Below are 19,097 nucleotides of genomic sequence, written 5' to 3'. Positions count from 1 at the left end.
GGGTCAGGCGTGCAACGGGCGCGGCTCGTACGGCCGCCGCTGCGCCGCCCGCGCCTCTGGGCCGTCACCGATGGCGTCGAGCAGGAGCCCGCAGCGCACGCACGTCTCCCGCGCCGCCGCGGACAGCTCCCGGATGCGGGACCGGAGGTCGTCGCGGCGCCGCGGATACTCGTCCCAGAGCCGGTCCACCTCCGCCAGCAGCAGCCCGGCCTGCTCCCGTGCCACGCCCACCAGGGCCGGGGCGCCCAGCCGGCGCGCGAAGTCGAAGACCTTGCCGGAGTAGGGCAGCGGCAGGACCGGCACGCCGGTGAGCGCCGCGAAGATCACGAAGTGCAGCCGCATGCCGACGGCCAGGTCCAGATGGCGCATGAAGCCGAGGACCTGGCCCGGGCTGTAGTCGCCGTGCAGGATCCGGCCCTTGTCCGGCGCGGTCATGTGGGACAGCACGGCGTGTGCGTGCCGTACGTCGTGCCGTTCCATCGGCAGGAACACCACGTGTGCGTCCAGCCGCCGCACGAGGAAGTCCGCGACGTCGGCGAGCAGCGCGTGGTAGTCGCCCTCGTCCAGCTTCTCGGCGGCCCGGCCCGGTTCCCGCACCGACATCCCCACCAGCCGGGCGCCGGCCGGGATGCCCTCGTCGCGCATCATGGCCTCGGTGAACGGCTCGGGCCGCAGCAGCAGGGCCGGGTCGGCGGTGACCGCGACCTCGCGTTCCAGGCCGACCTCCTCCAGGACCAGCCGGGACTCCTCGTCCCGCACCACCACCTCGTCCATCTCGGCCAGCACGGTCCGCACCGCCTCCCGGTCCTCGGTGTCCCGCAGCGGCCCGGCGCCGACGGCGTAGGCGAAGGTGGGCACGTCCCGGATCTGCGCGGCGCGCACCAGCCGCAGGTAGCGCCGCGCCTCGCCGTCGTAGAGGATGCCGCCGCCGCCCAGCACCAGCAGGTCCAGGCCGGGCAGCACGTCCAGGACGTGGTTGCGGGTGACGCCCTCCCAGGGCACCACCTCGTCGGCGTCGCCGTGATGGGCGCGGGTGTGCTCCGCGTTCCGGCTCAGGACGACGAGGTGCGCGTCGGGCCGCTGGGCGCGCAGACAGCTCAGCACACAGGTCAGGATCGCCTCGTCGCCGGTGTTGAAGCCACCGTACGAACCGAGCACGCCGATACGCGGGCCCGGCCGGGTGGTGTGCGGATGCGAGGGGGCAGTGGTCATCCGGGGGCTCCCGTCACGTCGGAGTCGGCCGGCCCGCCGGCCGCGCACGGTGCCGGGTTGCCTGCGCGGCCGTTCGGAAACACGCCGGCCGGTATCCGGTCCGCGATTTCGCCCCCGACCTGCGACGGGAGCCCTCGCGCACGTCTGCCGCACCGCCCGGTCGCGGACCACGGTGGGGGCGTACGCCTGGCGCGGGACGGGCGCGCCGCCTCTTCTCCACCACGGTCCGGCGGGGCCGGGCCCCGCCGGACCGGGTCTCAGCAGCCCGCCGGTGAGGGCCTGCCGCGGGAGACGACGCGCGTGCCGTGGTCGTCGACGACACGGACCTGGAGCGAACCGCACGCGCACCGGGTCCACACCGTGCCGCCCGTGGCCGTGGCGTGCGTGGACACCACCTGGAAGGGCTCGGCAGCGTCCGGCCACCCGCAGTGGGGGCAGACGACCCCGGTCGTGCTGGGCATGGCGACTCCTCGTGCGTCGGTGGTGCGTGGGAAGGCCGGTGCGTGAGGTTGATCGACCGTCACGACACCGACAGGGTGCGGCCCCGGGCCCGTTCACGTCCAGGTTGATCTCCCGGACCCCACCGTGAAGCGTGAACCGCATGATTGGCCCGCGCAGGCCGCACGCCCTCAGGGCCGTCCCAAAGGGGCATCGGCCGGCCGGCCGGGACGTGGCCGGCCCGGCCGACGCGGCGTACGAGGCCTGGATCGCGCCCGTGCCGCAGAGCCCCTGCCGTCCGCACGTGAGGCCGGCGTGCGGTGCCGCCGGCCTCACCCCCGACGTGGTCCATCACGCGCTGGACCGGAACGTCACCGCCCACCTGGCCGCCCATGGGCTCGGCGTCGCACGGGTGCCCCGGATCGTCCGGCTGCCCGCGGGCTGCCGGGCGTGCGGGTGTCCTGCGCCGACCGCCCGCACCGCAAGCTGCTGACCTGCACACGCCGTGGCGGTCACCGGCGTGTGGCGGTCGCCGCCGCGCTGGAGGAACTGCGCGAACCTGGCGGCGCCGGCGGTGGCCTGACACGCGTCGGGGCCGGAGCTCGTCCGAGCTCCGGCCCCGTACGGTCGGTGGTGCCGGTCAGGCGGCGACGGCCTCGTCGGCGTGGCTGTACAGCCGGGCGACGACCTCGGTCAGCTGGGCGGCGACCTCGGCGTCGTCCGCCGGGTGGGTCTCGGCGAAGCGGGTCGCGGAGCCCGGGATGGACAGCTTGAGGTCCTCGATCACCTTGCCGCCGGCGATGCCCACGGACTTGCGGGTCTCGTCGTGCGCCCACACGCCGCCGTACTGGCCGAGGGCGGTGCCGACCACGGCGACGGGCTTGCCGACGATGGCGCCGGCGCCGTAGGGCCGGGACAGCCAGTCGATGGCGTTCTTCAGGACGGCGGGGATGGTGCCGTTGTACTCCGGCGAGAACAGCAGGAAGGCGTCGGAGGCCTGGGCGGCCTCGCGCAGCTTCAGGGCGGCGGCCGGGACGCTGCCCTCGACGTCGATGTCCTCGTTGTAGAAGGGGACCTCGCCCAGTCCTTCGAAGAGCTGTACCTCGGCGCCCTCGGGAGCGAGCCTGGCGGCCGCCTCGGCGAGCTGTCGGTTGTGCGAACCGGCGCGAAGGCTGCCGACGAGCGCAAGGATGCGGACAGACATGAGTACTCCCACTGCTGGAAAGACGCTGACAAACGGGCGGAAACGGGCAGGAACGGCCGCCATGGCCGAAACACCGCCGGGACGATCCGGACCGGGGTCCGTTTAATTTCTAACATCTCAAACGGACCGCGGTCCAGTTTTCTTCCCGGTGCTTTACGCTGGGTTCATGTCCGCCGCCCTGCCTCCCTTCCCGAACCCCCAGGAGACCGCCGACCAGCACGAGTTGCTGCAACTCGGCACGGGGACCGAGGAGGACGAACCCTGCCTGCGCGCCGACGCCGCGCGCAACCGGGCCCGGCTGCTGGAGGCCGCCGCGCGGCTGATCGCCGAGCACGGCGCGGCCGGGGTCACGATGGAGGCGGTGGCCTCGGCGGCCTCGGTGGGCAAGGGCACGGTCTTCCGCCGGTTCGGCGACCGCACCGGCCTGCTCATGGCCCTCCTCGACCACTCCGAGAAGAAGTTCCAGGCCGCCCTCCTCAGCGGCCCCCCGCCCCTGGGGCCCGGAGCGCCGCCCGTCGAGCGGCTGCGTGCCTTCGGCTGCGCGACGCTGCGCCGCTGCGTCGACGAACTGGACCTGCAACTGGCCGCCGAGCCGAGCGCGGAACGCCGCTACACCTCCGCCCCGCGCCGCTTCCTGCGCGGACACGTCGCCCTGCTGCTGCGGCAGGCGGTCCCGGACGCGGACAGCGAGCTCCTCTCCCACACGCTGCTCGCCTACCTCGACGCCGCGCTCATCCACCACCTCACCGAGCAGTGCGGGGTGTCCCCGGCGCGGCTGGAGGCGGGCTGGCTGGACCTGGTCGCGCGGGTGACCCGCACCGAGTCCCCGGCCTGAGTCACCGGCCCGAGCTGCCGGGCCACCGGTTCGCGGAGGGGAAACGGCCCGCCGCGCGGACGGCGCTTTCCGGACGACCTTCCCCCGCCCGCCGTTCCGCGCCCCGCCTCTGCCAAGATGCCGTACGTCATGGTGCAGATACCCAACACGCCCGACTCCGCGTCCCCCTCCGCACCGCGCTCCGTGCCCACGAGCGCCGATGTGGCCCGCCTGGCAGGCGTCTCACGCGCGACCGTCTCCTACGTCCTCAACAACACCAGCGCCGTCCGGATCAGCGAGCCCACCCGCCGCCGCGTCCACGAAGCCGCCCGTGAGCTCGGATACGTCCCGCACGCCGCGGCCCGCTCCCTGCGCGCCGGGCACAGCCGCATGGTCCTGATGCCCGCGCCGTCCTTCCCCGCCGGCCCGCTCTACAGCCGGTTCCTCACCGAACTCCAGTGGGCCCTGGGCCGCCTCGACTACACCGTCGTGCAGTACGGCACGGTGGGCCTGCGCGGCGACGAGGCCGCCCGTGCCTGGGCCGAGATGCGCCCCGTCGCCGTCCTGGTGCCGGGATCCGGGCTCGGCCCGCGGGGCGTGGAGCTCCTCAGGCGCTCGGGCGCCCGAGCCGTGGTCACCCTGGGCCCCGACGCCGTCGAGGGTGCGCACGCCCTGCTCATGGACCACGAGGCCGTGGGCCACAGCGCCGCCCGCCACCTCCACGACCGCGGTCGGCGCAGGATCGGCGTCCTCTTACCCGCGGAGGAAGGCCTGGAGGTCTTCTCGCTGCCCCGGCTCGCCGGCGCCCGCCGCGCCGTCCACGGCACCGGCGCCACCGTCACGGAAGTGCCCCTCGCCTACGAGGAGCGGGACGCCGCCCGGCTCGCCGCCCGCTGGAGGTCCCTCGGCCTCGACGCGGTGTTCGCGTACAACGACGAGTACGCGATGCTGCTGATGCGGGCCCTCCAGGACGAGGGCCTCGCCGTCCCCGGGGACGTGGCCGTGATCGGCGCCGACGACCTGATGCTGGGGCGGCTGCTCCGGCCCCGGCTGAGCACGGTCCACCTGGAGCTGCCCTCCGGGCACGACCTGGCCGCACTGGTCGACCGAGTCGTCCACGACCCCGACGCCGCGCCCGAGCGGCACGAGGTGCTGGGCGCGGCGGTGGTGCACAGGGAGTCGAGCTGACGGCGGACGCCCCTTACCGGCCGTCCTGCCCGGCCTGGCCCGCCCCCTGCGCCTGCTGCTCGGCGACCGCCTTGCGGACCTCGTCCATGTCCAGCTTCCGGGCCTGCCCGATGACATCCGCCAGTGCCTCCTCGGGCAGTGCCCCCGGCTGCGCGAAGACGGCCACCTGGTCCCGCACGATCATCAGGGTCGGAATCGACTGGATGCCGAAGGCCTGCGCCAGCTCGGGCTGCGCCTCGGTGTCCACCTTGCCGAACACCAGGTCGGGGTTGGCCTCGGCCGCCTTCTCGTAGACCGGGGCGAACTGCCGGCAGGGTCCGCACCACGACGCCCAGAAGTCGATCAGGACGAACTCGTTGTCCGTGACCGTCTGGTCGAAGTTCTCCTTGGTGAGCTCCACGGTGCTGCTCATGGTGTGTGATCCCTCTTCCTGGGGTCGGGGGCGAAGCCGTCGGCACAACACTGCCGGCCCGATGGGTATTCCGCGCACGTACCCATGTGGCCTCGGGGCACACCACCCACCACACTGGGCCCATGACGCAATCGGAAACCATCGCCTACGACGTCGTCGTGATCGGCGCGGGCCCCGTGGGGGAGAACGTCGCCGACCGCACCCGGGCGGCCGGCCTGTCCACCGCCGTCGTGGAGAGCGAACTCGTCGGCGGCGAATGTTCCTACTGGGCCTGCATGCCCAGCAAGGCCCTGCTGCGACCGGTCCTCGCCCGCGCGGACGCCCGCCGCCTGCCCGGCGTGAGCCCGCTGGTGCGGGACCCCCTCGACGCCCCGGCCGTCCTCGCCCGCCGCGACGAGTACACCTCCCACTGGAAGGACGACGGCCAGGTCCGGTGGGTGGAGAGCATCGGGGCCGACCTCCACCGCGGTCAGGGCCGGCTTTCCGGCCCGCGCACGGTGGAGGTGGCCGCACCCGACGGCACCCGCCGGATACTGACCGCCCGGCACGCCGTCGCCGTCTGCACCGGCAGCGCCGCCGCCCTGCCCGGCCTGCCCGGCCTGCCCGGACTCGCCGAGGTGCGCCCCTGGACCAGCCGCGAGGCCACCAGCGCCGAGAGCGTGCCCGGGCGGCTGCTCGTGGTCGGCGGCGGAGTCGTCGCCGTCGAGATGGCCACGGCCTGGCAGGCCCTCGGCTCCCGGGTGACAATGCTGGTGCGCGGCGGGGGAGGCCTGCTCGCCCGCATGGAGCCGTTCGCCGGCGAACTGGTCGCCGAGGCGCTCACCGAGGCCGGTGTCGACATCCGCACCGGCACGTCCGTCGAGTCCGTCGCCCGGGAGGGCGGCACCGTCGTCGCCGTCACCGACACCGGGGACCGCTTCGAGGCCGACGAGATCCTGTTCGCCACCGGCCGCGTCCCCCGCACCGGCGACATCGGACTGGAGACCGTGGGGCTGGAGCCGGGCTCCTGGCTCACGGTCGACGACAGCCTCCGCGTGGACGGCCACGACTGGCTCTACGCCGTCGGCGACGTCAACCACCGCGCCCTGCTCACCCACCAGGGCAAGTACCAGGCGCGCATCGCGGGCGCCGCCATCGCCGCCCGCGCATCCGGTGTGCCGGTCCTGGAGTCCGACCCCTGGGGCGCGCACGCCGCGACCGCCGACCACGACGCCGTTCCCCAGGTGGTGTTCACCGACCCGGAGGCGGCCTCCGTCGGTCTGTCGCTGGCCGAGGCGGAGCAGGCCGGTCACCGCGTCCGCGCCGTCGACGTCGACCTCGCGACGGTGGCCGGCGCGAGTCTGTACGGCGACGGCTACAAGGGCCGCGCCCGTATGGTCGTCGACCTGGAGGCGGAAATCATCCGCGGTGTCACGTTCGTCGGTCCCGGCGTCGGCGAGATGATCCACTCCGCGACCGTCGCCGTCGTCGGCCAGGTACCGATCAGCCGCCTGTGGCACGCGGTCCCGTCCTACCCGACGATCAGCGAGGTGTGGCTGCGGCTGCTGGAGGCGTACCGGGACAACTGACGGGCACGCCACCGCCGCTGTGGCCGGTCCCACGGACGGCCGGCGCCTCAGTCGGCGGCGGTGCGCGCCCCGCCGACGCCGGAAGTGCCTGGAGGTGGCGGAGGCGGGGGAGGCGCCCGGTGGGGGAGGCCCCCCGCAAGGCCCGAGCCGCGAGATGAGCACTGTCCCCCACGGAGCCCGGCGGACGTGTCAGACCGCCGGGCCCGGCAGGTCGAAGCCCAGGGCCGCCGCCGCCCGCTCCGGCGTCGGCTGCCCCCACCACTCCGCCATCGCGGCGTTCGACGCCAGCGACCGCGGCTCGGCCCGGTCCAGATACAGCGTGCCGTCGAGATGATCCGTCTCGTGCTGGACGATCCGGGCCGGCCACCCCGCGAACACCTCGTCCACCGCCCGCCCCCGCTCGTCCCGCGCCAGCAGCCGCACCTCGGCGTGGCGTGCCACGACCGCCTGCCAGCCCGGCACGCTCAGACAGCCCTCGAAGAACGCGGCCCGGCCGGTACCGACGGGCTCGTACGACGGATTGACCAGCACCCGGAACGGCTGCGGCACCCGTCCACGGGCCACCCGCACCTCGTCCGGTACCGGTGCCGGGTCCTCGATCACCGCGATCCTGAGCCCCACCCCGACCTGCGGCGCGGCGAGTCCCACGCCCGGCGCCGCGTGCATGGTGACGCGCAGCGCCTCGACGAACCGCTCCAGCAGCGCCGGCGCCAACTGCCGGTCGAAGGGCTCGGCCGGACGCCGCAGCACCGGATCACCGGCCGCGACGATCGGCAACGGGCCGCCGACGGCGAGCAGTTCCTCGACCCGCTCGGCAACGGCTGCGCTGCCACTCGGAGTTCCCATCACGCCAGCATGCCACGGCACACGGCACACGGCACACGGCCCCGACCGGCCCCCGGACGTGTGCCGCGCGCCACCCCGGGGCCGGGAATCCGGCGCGCTCCCGCCCCCTTCCCGACGGCGACGCCGAGGGGGGTGAGCGCATACCGCACTCACCCCCCTCGCCAACGCGTCCTCGCGGCCGCTCAGGCCTCGGCGAACTCACCCGCCAGGGCGGAGGCGATCCGCAGGTGCGAGTCGGCCTCCTCCTGACGCCCCTGCCGCTCGAGGGTGCGGCCCAGCATCAGCCGCGCGTAGTGCTCCACCGGATCGCGCTCGACGAGGACGCGCAGCTCGGCCTCCGCTCGCCGCAGTTGCGCCGAGTGGTAGTACGCGCGTGCCAGCAGCAGCCGCGGTCCGGTCTGCTCGGGCACCTCGCCGACCAGCCGGCTCAGGACACGCGCCGCGGCGGCGTAGTCCTTGGCGTCGAAGAACATCCGCGCGCGCTCCCAGCGCTCCGCCGGCGTTCCGTGGTCGTAGTACGTCGTTTCCACTGGTGCCTCCTTCGGTGTACTGCAACCACGTCATGTGGTTGAACATTCCACCACCTTGCGTGCTCACGCGGAGATCGCCGGCCTGTTCGCCGAGGCCGTCCGCCCCCACCCCGTCATCGCCGTGCGAGAGTGCCGTTCCGGAACGTCAGCAGGGCTCTGCGGCCGGGGACCGAGCAGGTGGTCGAGAAGACCCTGGCCTTCCGCGACTACGCCGGTGACTACCAGCGCCGGCTCTTCCTGATGGACCACGCCGGGCTGCCCCTGAAGAACGGTGCCGGACGCCCCCACCCACGCCTCCCTCCTCGCCACGAAGCAGGCCGAGAGCACCCGGGAAGAGGTGGCCGCGGGATGAAGCTCGTCGTCTCCGCGGGACTGAGCGTCCCGTCCTCCACCCGGCTGCTCGCCGACCGGCTCGCCACGGTCCCGAAGCCCGCCGGGCCGAGCCCCGAGCCGGTGCCGTGCGAACAGCGGCTCGCCGCACTGAACCGGCTCCCCGCCCGTACCGAGGCGCGAGGCCGGACGCGGTGGCGTCACCGCACCGCGTCCGGCCCCGGGGCGGGCGCCGGCCAGGGCGCCCCGGTCGCCTTCGTCCGGTGCGCGTCCTGCTCGCCCGGGGCCACCACGGGACCGGCAGCCGCGTCGAAGGCATGGGTCACCTCCGGCGCGGTGCCGTCCACCAGCAGTCGGCGGGCTTGCTCCTCGAAGCGGCGGTCGGTGGCCGTGAGCCGGCGGTGGTGCTGGGCCAGGTGCTCCGACCAGGAGGCGACGAGGTAGTTCTCGACGAAGCGACCGGGATCACCGCCGTCCTGGTAGAGACCCCAGGTCAGGGCGCCCGTGCGGCGCCGGGAACGGGCCACGTGCCGCATGCGGTCGGTGAAGGCGGCCCAGTCCTCAGGGGCGATCCGGTAGGTGACCGAGACGAGCACCGGGCCGTCGGCGGGGCCGGGTTCGAAGACCAGGGGCGGAACGGGCCAGTGGTCGGTGGGGCTGGGGTCGATCCCGGCCGTGTCGTGCAGGGGCCACCGGCGGACACTCAGGGCGCCGCCCACCAGCAGGCCGGAGCCGATCAGAAGTGACGCGGTCAGTCCCAGCCCGTCGGCCAGTGCACCCCACAGGGGCGCGGTCAGCGCCTGCCCGCCCTGGAACACCACGAGATAGACGGCGAGTCCCCGGGCCCTGACCCAGCCGGGCAACCGTTGCTGGACCGCCGTGTTGAGGGTCGACAGCACGCCGATCCAGGCCAGGCCGGCAGGCAGCAGCGCGGCCGCCGCGAGCCACGGCGTGTGCGTCAGGGCCAGGACCACCAGAACCGCCGCGAAGAGGGCGGACCCGGCGGCGAGTGTGCCGCTGGCGCCGAGTACGCGGCGGATCGCGGGCAGGGCGAAGGCGCCGCTCACCGCACCGACGCCCACGACGCCGAGCAGCAGTCCGTATCCGCCCGAGCCGAGTCCCAGGGAACGGCTCGCCACGAGCGGGAGCAGCGACCACAGGGCGGCCCCGCCCGGGATGAACAGGGCCGTGCGCAGCAGGACCCGGCGGACGCCGGGCGCGTGCCACACATAGCGGCGGCCGGCCTGCACCGCTGCCAGAAGTCCTTCGCCGGGGCCCGGGGGCCGGGCCGTCACCGGCCGTCGCCACAGCAGCAGTACGGCCGCGATGCCCAGGTAGGACAGGGCGTTGAAGGCGAAGACCCAGCCCGCGCCCGCCGCGGCGACCACCGCGCCGCCGAGGGCCGGGCCCACGGCGCGGGCCAGGTTCATGTTCACGGCCCCCAGCGCCGCCGCCTGCCCCAGGTGTTCGCGTGCCACCAGTTCCGGCTGGACCGCCTGCCAGGCCGGGCCCATCAGCGCGGTGCCGCAGCCCAGCAGGAAGGTGAGGGCGAGAAGGAGGCCCGGGGTGAGTGCGCCCTGGAACGCGAGCACCGTCAGCACGGTGGAGACGGCGAGCAGCGCGGACTGGGCGGCCAGGAGCACCTTGCGGCGGTCGTAGCGGTCGGCCAGCACACCGGACGGCAGGGCGAGCAGGACGACCGGCAGGCTGGAGGCCGTCTGTACCAGCGTCACCAGGGCGGCGCTGTGTCCGACGAGGAGCCACTGGGCGCCGACCGTCTGCATCCAGGTGCCGGTGTTGGACACCAGCTGCGCGATCCACAGCGCGCGGAAGACACGTGCCGCGAGCGGTGCCCAGGCCGAGTTGTCCGTGAGCCTCATGACGTGGGCCCGGTCCAGGCGGGGGCGGACGCCGACAGGCGGTGGACGGCCACCGATGTCACCACGAGCAGCATCAGGGACAGCCCCAGGACGTGCACAAGCTCGGCGTGCCGCAGGAGCAGGGCCCCCGCGAGGGCGCCGAGGAACATGGCGAGCACGGAGAGGACGCGCCGGCCGGGCCGGGGGGCCGCCCCGCCGGCCGGCGAGGAGTCCGCGGCCAGTCCGGTCAGGGTGAGTGTCAGGACGGTCGTGGTCAGGTCCGGGACTCCGAGGCGACGCGCGACCGCGTTCTGCATGCCCATGGCGATACCGAGGAGCACGATGAGGGTGTACCGGACCGGGCCGGTCACCTCGCCGTGCGCCAGGGCGACCGCTGTCACGGTCCCGGCGACGAGAACGGACTGGACGGCCGTCGTCACCCCCAGCAGCCGGCCGCGGTGGGCCGCGAACCGGGTGCCGTATCGTCCTCCCGCCAGCGCTCCGGTGAGGAACGACACCATCGAGACGAGGGACGCGGTCACCGACAGGCCTGGTGCGCCCGCCAGGGCGAAGCCCAGGAAGACCACGTTGCCGGTCATGTTGGCGACGAAGACCCGGCCGAGCGCCAGGTAGCTCACGGCGTCGATGAGCCCGGTCACCACCGTCAGCACCAGCATCAGCGGCGGCAGGGGCCCGTGCCGGTCGCCCTTCGGCGGGACGAGTGTGCGGGCGGCGTCAGTCAGCAGTCCGCGCATGTCGCGTCCTCCCTTCCGTCGTGGTGCCGGCGGCGGGTGCGTGCCGCAGCACCGATCGGGTGACCAGCCCGCTGACCGGCCCGACGACGATCACCACGAGGGAGAACCACAGCGGCCAGGAGGCCAGTCCGAGGAGGTCGTCGGCCGACCAGCGGCCCGGTCCGGTGAGCGCGAGGGCCGCGGCGACGGTGACGAGGACCAGCGGGTACTCGTAGCCGTCGTTCTGGACCCACAGCCCCTTGTGCCACTTGACGGTGCCGGCCACCGTCATCACTCCCATGGCGGCCATCGCCGCCAGGGGAGTGAGGAGGCCGGCCGCCAGGAACAGGCCGGCACCGATCTGGCTGCCGCCCGCGGCGAGGGCGGTGAGTCTCCCACCGCGGAAGCCGTCACGGCGGAACTCCTCGGTTCCCCCGGCCAGCCCGTTGCCCCCCAGCCGGAAACTGACCTTCTGCACTCCGTGCCCGGCGATGAGGAGCCCCACCACCAGCCGGAGCACCAACAGTCCGCTGTCCATCGCGTTCGTCTGCCTGTTCCTGACGTCCGTCGTCAATCGTGGAGAGAGAGTCAGCCGGCGGCGTGCTCGCCGATGACGGCCTGCGCGTACACGACCCCGAGACCGTAGGTGCCGCCGTTCTCCTTCACGACGTCCATGACCGGGAGGTACGTGTCCGTACGCGCCCAGTCGCGCTGGAGCTCGAGGAGCACCTGCACCCAGGTCACCGGCACCACGCCGGCCTGGACCATGCGCTGGACGGCGTGCTCGTGGGCCTGCGGGCTGACCCCGCCGGACGCGTCGGTGACGACGTAGACCTCGTAGCCCTGGGCGAGCGCGGACAGCGCGGGCAGGACGACGCAGACCTCGGTCCACAGGCCGGCGATGACCAGCTTCTTACGGCCGGTCGCCTTGACGGCCTCGACGAAGGCGACGTCCTCCCAGGCGTTCATCGTGCTGCGGTCGATGATCTTCTGGTCGGGGTGGACGTCCGCCAGCTGCGGCATGAGCGGGCCGGAGAAGGACTCGGCGGCCACGGTGCTCAGCACGACGGGGACGTCGAAGACCTTGGCGGCCTTCGCCAGGCCCACCGTCGCGTTGATGATGGCGGTGCGGTCGCCGCTGCCGGTGCCGAAGAACATCTGCGGCTGGTGGTCCACGAAGAGCACCGCGCAGTTGTCGGGGGTCAGCAGGTCGGGGCTGGGAGCAGCGGTGACCTCGGAGATGTCGACCATGGGTATGCCTTTCGGTGAAGGGTTGTGACGATCACGGACGGTCGTCCGTGATCCGGGGGAGAAGTTCTGGGGGGAGGCCGGGCCGGGGATGCGCAGGCCCGGCTCGGAGGGTGTGGTCGCCGTACGCCTGGCTCAGAAGAAGCAGGGGTCGAGGACCGGGCTGTCGGTCTCGGGGACGAGGCCGCGGCGGGCGCGCCACTGGCGGTGCAGCTCCGACTCCGCGGCGGCCTCGCCGAGCAGTTCGGCCTGGCGGACTCCCGTCCCGCCCGCCACGGGGGTCGCCCGGTAGCCGCCGAAGTGCGCCACCGGGCTCCACTCGGGTGTCACCGCGGGCACCTGTTCGTCGATGCCCTCGTACTCGCCGGCGGCGTAGACGACACGGCCGCCGACGACCGTCAGCAGGGCCTCGATGTGCGGGATCTCCGCGTCGGGCACCGAGAAGTAGTCCTCCGAGAGCACGGTGAGATCACCGAGGAAGCCCGGACGCAGCACGCCCTTGCGGTCCTGCTCCCCGGTGAGCGAGGCACCGGCCGTGGTGAACATCTCCAGGGCCGTCTCCCGGTCCACGCGGTTGTGCGGCGGGTGGATGGTCAGGCCCCCGACCGTGCGGCCGGTGACCAGCCAGTGCAGGGCGACCCACGGGTTGTACGAGGAGACGCGGGTGGCGTCGGTGCCGGCACCGACGGTCAGGCCCCGGCCGAGCATCGCGCGGATCGGCGGGGCGTCGGCGGCGGCGCCGATCCCGTAGCGGCGGACGAACGCCTCGCCCTGGAAGGACAGCCGGTTCTGCACCGACATGGCACCGCCGAGGGCGACGATGCGGTCGAGGCTGTCGGCCGACACGGTCTCCGCGTGGTCGAACAGCCAGCGGTTGCCACCGGGGAAGAGCCCTTCCGCGGCGAGCTTCTCGAACACGGCCAGGTCGCGGCGGATGGTCTCGTCGTAGGTGGCGTGCAGGCGGAAGCCCCAGCCGTTCTCCATCAGAAGGCGCACGGCCTTCTCGAACTCCACCTCGTAGTCGGAGGCGTGCTCCGGGCGCGGCTCGGCGAAGTTCTCGAAGTCCGCAGCCGCCCAGGTGAGGTTCTCCCCGGCGCCGTTGAGACGCAGCCACTCGTCGCCGTCCTCGGGCCGGACCATGCCGATCCAGCGGGTGAGGTCGTCGATCTCCTGCCCCGCGGTCTGCGGGAACAGGTGGTAGGCGATGCGCAGGGACAGCTCGCCGTCCCTGGCCAGTTCCGTGACCGTCTCGTAGTTGTCGGGGAAGTTCTGGAACCCGCCCGCCGCGTCGATCGCCGAGGTGAGCCCGAACCGGTTCAGCTCCCGCAGGAAGTGGCGGGTGGACGTCTTGCGGTGCTCCTCGTCCAGCACCGGCGCCTTGGCCAGCGTCGAGTAGAGGATCAGGGCGCTGGGGGCCGCCAGCAGCATGCCCGTGGGCTCGCCGTCGCGGCCCCGCATGATCTGCCCGCCTCGGGGGTCGGGGGTGTCCTTGTCGTAGCCCACCGCCTTGAGGGCCGCGCGGTTGAGGACCGCGGACTGGTAGAGGTGCAGGACGAAGACCGGGGTGTCCGGTGCGGCGGCGTTCAGCTCGGCGACGGTGGGCAACCGCCGCTCGGCGAACTGCTCGGCCGACCAGCCGCCCACCACCCGGACCCACTGGCCCTTGGGTGTGCGGGCCGCCTGCTCACGCAGCATGGCCAGGCCCTGCCGCAGGGAGCGGACACCGTCCCAGCGCAGCTCCAGTACGTAGTTGAGGCCGCCGCGGATCACGTGCAGGTGGGCGTCGTTGAGGCCGGGGATCATCCTGCGGCCGAGGGCGTCGACCACCCGGGTGGCGGGCCCCACCTGGCCGGCCACGTCCTTGTCACCGCCGACGGTGGTGATGACGCCGTCGCGGATGGCGACCGCCTCGGCCTGGGGGAGGCGGGGATCGCCGGTGTGGATCTTGGCATTGCGGACGACGAGGTCCGCCGCGTCGTCGGTGGCGCGGGGAATCAGCCCGCCGACCGGCATGCTGGACACCTTTCGACAACCTCCTGAGGGACGTGCAGCGTGGGATTTCCGTGAAGGCCGCGCGCCCGAGTCGGTACGAGGTCGGCGACGTGCACGGGGGACCGTGCTGCGGCTGCTTCGCCGGTCACGCTAGGCCGGACCGTCCTGGCCCGGTGTCTGGTCAGCGCACTGGAACTTGTCCGGCAGTGCACCGCGGGTACCGGCGTGCACGGGGAGGCCAGAGCCGCTGCGCGGGCGGACAACACCCGCCGTCTCCGCGGTCCTAGCGTGGCCGTGGACGGCCCGGCGGATCTCCGCATCCGGTGCGGGCCGATGCGCCGGAACCACCGGCGCACACATGAGTCACAGGAGTCCGTATGTCCCACACCTTCGAGCCGGTCCAGCCCGTCCTGGAGCCGGCCGCGGCCGCGTTCGCCGAGGCGACCGCCAATCCCCCCTACCTGTTCGACCTGCCGCCGGCCGAGGGCCGCAAGGCGGTGGACGAGGTGCAGTCCGGCGACATCGACAAGCCGGCCGTCGACGAGGAGTGGATCACCGTCCAGGGCGGGCCCACGGGCAGTGTCCGCGCCCGTGTCGTCAAGCCCGCCGGTGCCGAGGGCTCCCTGCCGGTCGTCCTGTACATCCACGGCGCCGGATGGGTCTTCGGCAACGCCCACACCCACGACCGCCTGGTCCGCGAACTCGCCGTGGGCGCGAACGCGGCCGTGGTCTTCCCCGAGTACGACCTTTCCCCCGAGGCCCGTTACCCGGTGGCGATCGAGCAGAACTACGCGGTCGCCCAGTGGGTCGTGACCCAGGGCGCGTCCCAGGGCCTGGACGGTACGCGGCTGGCCGTGGCCGGTGACTCCGTCGGCGGCAACATGACCGCGGCCCTGACCCTGATGGCCAAGGAGCGCGGCGATGTCGCCCTGGTCCAGCAGGTGCTGTTCTACCCGGTGACCGACGCGAGCTTCGACACCGGCTCCTACCACCAGTTCGCGACCGGCTACTTCCTGCGCCGCGACGGCATGCAGTGGTTCTGGGACCAGTACACGACGGACGAGGCGGAGCGGGCGCAGATCACCGCCTCCCCGCTGCGCGCCACCACCGAGCAGCTCGCCGGCCTGCCCCCGGCCCTGGTCATCACCGGCGAGGCCGACGTCCTGCGCGACGAGGGCGAGGCCTACGCGAACAAGCTCCGCCAGGCCGGCGTGCCCGTCACCGCCGTCCGCTACCAGGGCGTCATCCACGACTTCGTCATGCTCAACGCCCTGCGGGAGACGCACGCCGCCGAGGCGGCCATCACCCAGGCCGTCACCGTCCTGCGCACCGCGCTGCACACCCGCTGACGCGGTGCCCGAGCCACTCGTTCCAAGGAGCGCACACATGGTCACCACCACTCCGACCGCCCTGCTCGTCCACGGCGCCTTCGCGGACGCCGGCAGCTGGTCCGGCGTCATCGCGGAGCTGCAGAACCACGGCATCCCCGTGGTGGCGCCCCCGAACCCGCTGCGCGGTCTGGCGTCCGACGCCGCCTACATCGCCTCGCAGGCCGCTCAGATCGACGGCCCGGTCGTCCTGGTCGGCCACTCCTACGGTGGCGCGGTCATCTCCGTGGCGGGCACCGCGGAGAACGTCGTGGGCCTGGTGTACGTCGCGGCCTACATCCCCGAAGCGGGGGAGAGCCTCGGTGAGCTGCAGGGGCGTTTCCCGCTCTCGCCACTGGTCAGCAACCTCACGGAGAAGACGTACCCGGTCGACGGCGGACAGACCGCGGTCGAGGTCACGATCAAGGCCGAGGCCTTCCCGGCCGTCTTCGCCGCCGACGTCCCGGCCGCCGTCACCCAGGTCCTGGCGGCGGCGCAGCGTCCCCTGGCGGCCTCGACGTTCACGGAGACGGCCTCGGCCGCGGCGTGGAAGACCAAGCCGTCCTGGGCGCTCGTGGCCGGCGCGGACGAGGCGATCAACCCGGAAGTGGAGCGCTTCGGCGCGAAGCGGGCCGGAGCGACGGTCGTCGAGATCGACGGTGCCTCACACGCCGTCGCCGTCTCCCAGCCGAAGGAAGTCGCCGAACTGATCCGCGACGCGGTGCGCGCGACCACCTGACGCGTCCGCAGCCGGTGACCGACGCGAAGGCCGCGCGGCCTCTCCCCCGGGGGAGAGGCCGCGCGGCCTTCGCACGGGGCCGTCTCGGCTCCGCCGTCGCGCGGTGACCACCGGGACAAGACCCTCGGGAGGACACCGGGGACAGGCGCGGACGCCGGGCACCGTGCGCTGACGGGCACCGGCACATGCGCTGCCGGTCAAGGCGATCTCGTGGTGCTGTCTAGCGTCGCTCGGGTAGGACGCACAGCACGTCACCGCAGGAGGCAGAAGATGACCACCAGCTCCCGTCACATGAGCGGCAGCCAGCCCTGGCTGCACCAGAAGGGCGAGGTGATCCAGGAGTTCGGGACCGTCAAGCAGTTCCCGCTCGGCCTGTCGTACGAGGCCCGGATGTATTCCTGCCAGCGACTGAACAGGGTCCTGGCGGACACGCAGATCCTGTACGGCCTCTACAAGAAGCACCACTGGCTGATGCGCGGCGCGACCTTCTACCAGCTGCACCTGGTGCTGGACAAGCACGCCGGTGAGCAGCTGGAACTGGTCGACACCCTCGCCGAACGCGTCCAGTCGCTCGGCGGCGTCGCGGTGGGGGACCCCCGGCACGTCGCGGAGATCACGTCGATCCCGCGGCCCCCGGACGGCGTGGAGGAGGTCCCGGCGATGCTGTCGCGGCTGCTGGAGGCCCACGAGACCATCCTCGTCGAGGCCCACGACGCCGCGGCGCGCACCGCCGAGCTGGGCGACGACGGCACCAACGACCTCTTCGTCTCGCAGGTGATCAGGACCGGCGAGTTGCAGTCCTGGTTCCTGGCCGAGCACCTGGTGGACACGCCGCTCGTCCGCTCCTGACCCCACCGCGACGACGCCCACGCCGCTGCCCGTACCCGCGTACGGCGCGGCGGCGGTGGCCGTCCGCCTCTGGTCGCCGGACACGGCCGTCCGCGTCGGTGGGCGGATGGCCGGCGGGTCCGGGACGTGAGCCGTTCCACGAGGGCTGGCACGCGCGCCCGGACCCCGGACGTACGCGGCCGGATCACCGCACGGGAACCGGGCTCTCGCGGACGGGGTGTTTGCTCATGACCGAGACCCGGTTGAACGCGTTGATGGTGATCGCGACCCAGACCACCGCGGAGATCTCGTCGGCGGAGAGCGTGGCGTGGGCCTGCGCGTAGGCCGCGGTCTGGGTGGTCGCCTCGGCGAGGGCGAGGGCGGCGCGCTCCCGGGGAGTGAAGAGTTCGGTGTCGCGCCAGGCGGCGAGGACGCCGAGCCGCAGGGTGGTCTCGCCCGCTCGCAGGGCGGCGCGGGTGTGCAGGGCGAGGCAGTAGGCACAGGCGTTGAGCTGGGACACGCGCAGGTTGACCAGTTCCACGAGCCTCCGGTCGATCCCGGCCGCGGCCGCCGCGTCCTTCGCGGCCTGCGCGGTCGCGGTGAGCGCGCGGTAGGCGTCGGGGTGCTGCTTGTCGATGAAGACCCGGTTGGCGGGTCTCACCGCCGCCGTCTCCGTCATGTCGTCTCTTTCGTCGAGCGATGATGCACCGCCCGTCATATCATCGGACCAGTAGTTGTTGAAACTCGAACATTTAGTCGCGGAGAGGGCTGAAACCGTGAGCAACACCGAAACGCACCCTGCCGAAATGAAGTGCGGTGGCCCGGCCGACGACGCGGACTCCTCCGCCGTCGAGGTCCTCACCGCCCGGCAGGTCCCGCTCGGCGGCCCGCGGGCGATGCCGGTGCGGCGCACCCTGCCCCAGCGCGCCCGGACGCTGATCGGGGCCTGGTGCTTCGCCGACCACTACGGCCCCGACGACGTGTCCGTGACGGGCGGCATGGACGTGGCCCCGCATCCGCACACGGGTCTGCAGACGGTCAGCTGGCTCTTCAGCGGGGAGATCGAGCACCGCGACAGCCTCGGCAGCCACGCCTACGTCCGGCCCGGCGAACTCAATCTGATGACCGGCGGGTTCGGGATCAGCCACACGGAGGTGTCCACCCCGGGGACGACGGTCCTGCACGGCGTACAGCTGTGGGTGGCGCTGCCCGACGAACACCGCGACGCGGCCCGGGACTTCCAGCACCACGTCCCCGCCCCCGTGCCGCTGGACGGCGGCAGCGCCCGTGTCTTCCTCGGCACGCTCGCAGGCGACACCTCCCCGGTGCGCACCTTCACACCCCTGCTCGGCGCCGAACTGTCGGTGGATCCGGGGGCCGCGGTCACCCTCGACGTCGACCCGGAGTTCGAGCACGGCCTCCTCGTGGACGCCGGTGACGTCCGCCTGAACGGCACTGTCCTGAAGCCGGCCGAACTGGGCTACGCCGCGCCCGGCCGCGCGGCGCTCACCGTCACCAACGAGGGACCGGACGCCGCCCGCCTGGTGCTGCTGGGGGGACCGCCCTTCGGTGAGGAGATCGTCATGTGGTGGAACTTCATCGGCCGCACCCACGACGACATCGTCCGGGCCCGCGAAGCCTGGCAGAACGCCTCGGACCGCTTCGGGCGGGTCGAGGGCTACCCGGGCGACCGCCTCGCGGCCCCCGCTCTCCCCAATGCCACCCTCACCCCGCGCAGGAACCCCTCCCCGGCCGCCGGGGACGCGCGATGACAGGCACGAGGATCAC

At 73.3% G+C, this 19,097-nt stretch carries 19 protein-coding genes and 2 pseudogenes; 9 read left to right on the top strand and 12 right to left on the bottom strand.

Features of this window, described 5'->3' with window-relative positions; genetic code table 11:
• Positions 1-3: 3 nt before the first annotated feature.
• Together KUM32_RS21395 and KUM32_RS21390 are read right to left on the bottom strand one after the other, a co-directional pair.
• A complete protein-coding gene (locus tag KUM32_RS21395) occupies positions 4-1,212 on the bottom strand; it encodes a polysaccharide pyruvyl transferase family protein (protein WP_217143534.1) in 1,209 nt (402 codons plus the stop codon).
• A 257-nt stretch (positions 1,213-1,469) separates the two neighbouring features.
• Positions 1,470-1,673 carry a hypothetical protein gene (locus KUM32_RS21390; protein ID WP_217143533.1) on the bottom strand — a complete coding sequence of 68 codons (204 nt, stop codon included), beginning with the start codon at positions 1,671-1,673 and terminating at the stop codon, positions 1,470-1,472.
• Positions 1,674-1,849: 176 nt separating this feature from the next.
• Between KUM32_RS21390 and KUM32_RS21385 the strand changes: the two are divergent.
• Positions 1,850-2,233: pseudogene (locus tag KUM32_RS21385) on the top strand (LysR substrate-binding domain-containing protein); the annotation flags it as partial.
• Positions 2,234-2,290: 57 nt separating this feature from the next.
• Here KUM32_RS21385 and KUM32_RS21380 read toward each other — a convergent pair.
• Entirely contained in the window at positions 2,291-2,854 is a 564-nt protein-coding gene (locus KUM32_RS21380; RefSeq protein ID WP_217143532.1) for an NADPH-dependent FMN reductase, read from the bottom strand.
• 166 nt (positions 2,855-3,020) lie between these two features.
• Here KUM32_RS21380 and KUM32_RS21375 point away from each other — a divergent pair, with 166 nt between their 5' ends.
• Entirely contained in the window at positions 3,021-3,689 is a 669-nt protein-coding gene (locus KUM32_RS21375) for a TetR/AcrR family transcriptional regulator (RefSeq protein WP_217143531.1), read from the top strand.
• A gap of 129 nt (positions 3,690-3,818) precedes the next feature.
• Positions 3,819-4,856 (top strand): LacI family DNA-binding transcriptional regulator, encoded by a 1,038-nt coding sequence (locus KUM32_RS21370; RefSeq protein WP_217143530.1) that lies wholly within the window; start codon positions 3,819-3,821, stop codon positions 4,854-4,856.
• Positions 4,857-4,869: 13 nt separating this feature from the next.
• Here KUM32_RS21370 and trxA read toward each other — a convergent pair whose 3' ends face one another.
• Positions 4,870-5,268: a thioredoxin gene (gene trxA, locus KUM32_RS21365; RefSeq protein ID WP_217143529.1), complete on the bottom strand. Its 399-nt coding sequence runs from the start codon at positions 5,266-5,268 to the stop codon at positions 4,870-4,872.
• Between the two features lie 122 nt (positions 5,269-5,390).
• Here trxA and KUM32_RS21360 point away from each other — a divergent pair, with 122 nt between their 5' ends.
• A complete protein-coding gene (locus KUM32_RS21360) occupies positions 5,391-6,836 on the top strand; it encodes an NAD(P)/FAD-dependent oxidoreductase (RefSeq protein ID WP_217143528.1) in 1,446 nt (481 codons plus the stop codon).
• 189 nt (positions 6,837-7,025) lie between these two features.
• On the opposite strand, the gene KUM32_RS21355 is transcribed toward KUM32_RS21360, so the two are convergent.
• The gene (locus tag KUM32_RS21355) at positions 7,026-7,682 is read right to left on the bottom strand and encodes a peptide deformylase (protein ID WP_217143527.1); all 657 of its coding nucleotides are present in this window, start codon (positions 7,680-7,682) and stop codon (positions 7,026-7,028) included.
• 182 nt (positions 7,683-7,864) lie between these two features.
• Positions 7,865-8,212 carry a tetratricopeptide repeat protein gene (locus KUM32_RS21350; RefSeq protein ID WP_217143526.1) on the bottom strand — a complete coding sequence of 116 codons (348 nt, stop codon included), beginning with the start codon at positions 8,210-8,212 and terminating at the stop codon, positions 7,865-7,867.
• 171 nt (positions 8,213-8,383) lie between these two features.
• Here KUM32_RS21350 and KUM32_RS45000 point away from each other — a divergent pair.
• Positions 8,384-8,564, top strand: a pseudogene (locus KUM32_RS45000) (5,10-methylene tetrahydromethanopterin reductase); the annotation flags it as partial.
• A gap of 178 nt (positions 8,565-8,742) precedes the next feature.
• Here KUM32_RS45000 and KUM32_RS21345 read toward each other — a convergent pair.
• The 5 genes from KUM32_RS21345 to KUM32_RS21325 all read right to left on the bottom strand — a co-directional run bounded on the left by KUM32_RS21345 (position 8,743) and on the right by KUM32_RS21325 (position 14,405).
• A complete protein-coding gene (locus KUM32_RS21345) occupies positions 8,743-10,422 on the bottom strand; it encodes an MFS transporter (RefSeq protein ID WP_217143525.1) in 1,680 nt (559 codons plus the stop codon).
• Positions 10,419-11,156 carry a YoaK family protein gene (locus KUM32_RS21340; protein WP_217143524.1) on the bottom strand — a complete coding sequence of 246 codons (738 nt, stop codon included), beginning with the start codon at positions 11,154-11,156 and terminating at the stop codon, positions 10,419-10,421. The genes KUM32_RS21345 and KUM32_RS21340 overlap by 4 nt, the downstream gene beginning before the upstream one ends.
• Complete coding sequence (locus tag KUM32_RS21335; RefSeq protein WP_217143523.1) at positions 11,137-11,673, bottom strand: DoxX family protein; 537 nt, start codon at positions 11,671-11,673, stop codon at positions 11,137-11,139. Before KUM32_RS21335 ends, KUM32_RS21340 begins: the two co-directional genes overlap by 20 nt.
• A 50-nt stretch (positions 11,674-11,723) precedes the next feature.
• Complete coding sequence (locus tag KUM32_RS21330) at positions 11,724-12,386, bottom strand: hydrolase (RefSeq protein WP_217143522.1); 663 nt, start codon at positions 12,384-12,386, stop codon at positions 11,724-11,726.
• Positions 12,387-12,518: 132 nt separating this feature from the next.
• Positions 12,519-14,405, bottom strand: coding sequence for an amidohydrolase (locus tag KUM32_RS21325; protein ID WP_217143521.1), 1,887 nt, complete (start codon positions 14,403-14,405; stop codon positions 12,519-12,521).
• Between the two features lie 347 nt (positions 14,406-14,752).
• Between KUM32_RS21325 and KUM32_RS21320 the strand changes: the two genes are divergently transcribed.
• The 3 genes from KUM32_RS21320 (at position 14,753) to KUM32_RS21310 (ending at position 17,330) form a co-directional block, all read left to right on the top strand.
• The gene (locus KUM32_RS21320; protein WP_217143520.1) at positions 14,753-15,724 is read left to right on the top strand and encodes an alpha/beta hydrolase; all 972 of its coding nucleotides are present in this window, start codon (positions 14,753-14,755) and stop codon (positions 15,722-15,724) included.
• 37 nt (positions 15,725-15,761) lie between these two features.
• On the top strand, positions 15,762-16,481 hold the full coding sequence (locus KUM32_RS21315; RefSeq protein ID WP_217143519.1) for an alpha/beta fold hydrolase: 720 nt from the start codon (positions 15,762-15,764) through the stop codon (positions 16,479-16,481).
• A gap of 270 nt (positions 16,482-16,751) precedes the next feature.
• Positions 16,752-17,330 (top strand): Dps family protein, encoded by a 579-nt coding sequence (locus KUM32_RS21310; RefSeq protein ID WP_217143518.1) that lies wholly within the window; start codon positions 16,752-16,754, stop codon positions 17,328-17,330.
• Positions 17,331-17,514: 184 nt separating this feature from the next.
• On the opposite strand, the gene KUM32_RS21305 is transcribed toward KUM32_RS21310, so the two are convergent.
• Positions 17,515-17,988: a carboxymuconolactone decarboxylase family protein gene (locus KUM32_RS21305; RefSeq protein ID WP_217143517.1), complete on the bottom strand. Its 474-nt coding sequence runs from the start codon at positions 17,986-17,988 to the stop codon at positions 17,515-17,517.
• Positions 17,989-18,085: 97 nt separating this feature from the next.
• Here KUM32_RS21305 and KUM32_RS21300 point away from each other — a divergent pair, with 97 nt between their 5' ends.
• The gene (locus KUM32_RS21300) at positions 18,086-19,081 is read left to right on the top strand and encodes a pirin family protein (RefSeq protein ID WP_217143516.1); all 996 of its coding nucleotides are present in this window, start codon (positions 18,086-18,088) and stop codon (positions 19,079-19,081) included.
• Positions 19,082-19,097 lie beyond the last annotated feature (16 nt).

It is taken from the genome of Streptomyces sp. AC627_RSS907, assembly GCF_019049165.1.
This window is presented reverse-complemented; position numbering and strand designations above follow the sequence as displayed.

Excerpts from the sequence above, each read along its gene's own strand:
- trxA (WP_217143529.1), bottom strand. The coding sequence starts at position 5,268 with ATGAGCAGCACCGTGGAGCTCACCAAGGAGAACTTCGACCAGACGGTC.
- KUM32_RS21340 (WP_217143524.1), bottom strand. The coding sequence starts at position 11,156 with ATGCGCGGACTGCTGACTGACGCCGCCCGCACACTCGTCCCGCCGAAG.
- KUM32_RS21355 (WP_217143527.1), bottom strand. The coding sequence starts at position 7,682 with ATGGGAACTCCGAGTGGCAGCGCAGCCGTTGCCGAGCGGGTCGAGGAA.
- KUM32_RS21320 (WP_217143520.1), top strand. The coding sequence starts at position 14,753 with ATGTCCCACACCTTCGAGCCGGTCCAGCCCGTCCTGGAGCCGGCCGCG.
- KUM32_RS21360 (WP_217143528.1), top strand. The coding sequence starts at position 5,391 with ATGACGCAATCGGAAACCATCGCCTACGACGTCGTCGTGATCGGCGCG.
- KUM32_RS21335 (WP_217143523.1), bottom strand. The coding sequence starts at position 11,673 with ATGGACAGCGGACTGTTGGTGCTCCGGCTGGTGGTGGGGCTCCTCATC.
- KUM32_RS21315 (WP_217143519.1), top strand. The coding sequence starts at position 15,762 with ATGGTCACCACCACTCCGACCGCCCTGCTCGTCCACGGCGCCTTCGCG.
- KUM32_RS21375 (WP_217143531.1), top strand. The coding sequence starts at position 3,021 with ATGTCCGCCGCCCTGCCTCCCTTCCCGAACCCCCAGGAGACCGCCGAC.
- KUM32_RS21305 (WP_217143517.1), bottom strand. The coding sequence starts at position 17,988 with ATGACGGAGACGGCGGCGGTGAGACCCGCCAACCGGGTCTTCATCGAC.
- KUM32_RS21390 (WP_217143533.1), bottom strand. The coding sequence starts at position 1,673 with ATGCCCAGCACGACCGGGGTCGTCTGCCCCCACTGCGGGTGGCCGGAC.
- KUM32_RS21380 (WP_217143532.1), bottom strand. The coding sequence starts at position 2,854 with ATGTCTGTCCGCATCCTTGCGCTCGTCGGCAGCCTTCGCGCCGGTTCG.
- KUM32_RS21395 (WP_217143534.1), bottom strand. The coding sequence starts at position 1,212 with ATGACCACTGCCCCCTCGCATCCGCACACCACCCGGCCGGGCCCGCGT.
- KUM32_RS21370 (WP_217143530.1), top strand. The coding sequence starts at position 3,819 with ATGGTGCAGATACCCAACACGCCCGACTCCGCGTCCCCCTCCGCACCG.
- KUM32_RS21345 (WP_217143525.1), bottom strand. The coding sequence starts at position 10,422 with ATGAGGCTCACGGACAACTCGGCCTGGGCACCGCTCGCGGCACGTGTC.
- KUM32_RS21330 (WP_217143522.1), bottom strand. The coding sequence starts at position 12,386 with ATGGTCGACATCTCCGAGGTCACCGCTGCTCCCAGCCCCGACCTGCTG.
- KUM32_RS21310 (WP_217143518.1), top strand. The coding sequence starts at position 16,752 with ATGACCACCAGCTCCCGTCACATGAGCGGCAGCCAGCCCTGGCTGCAC.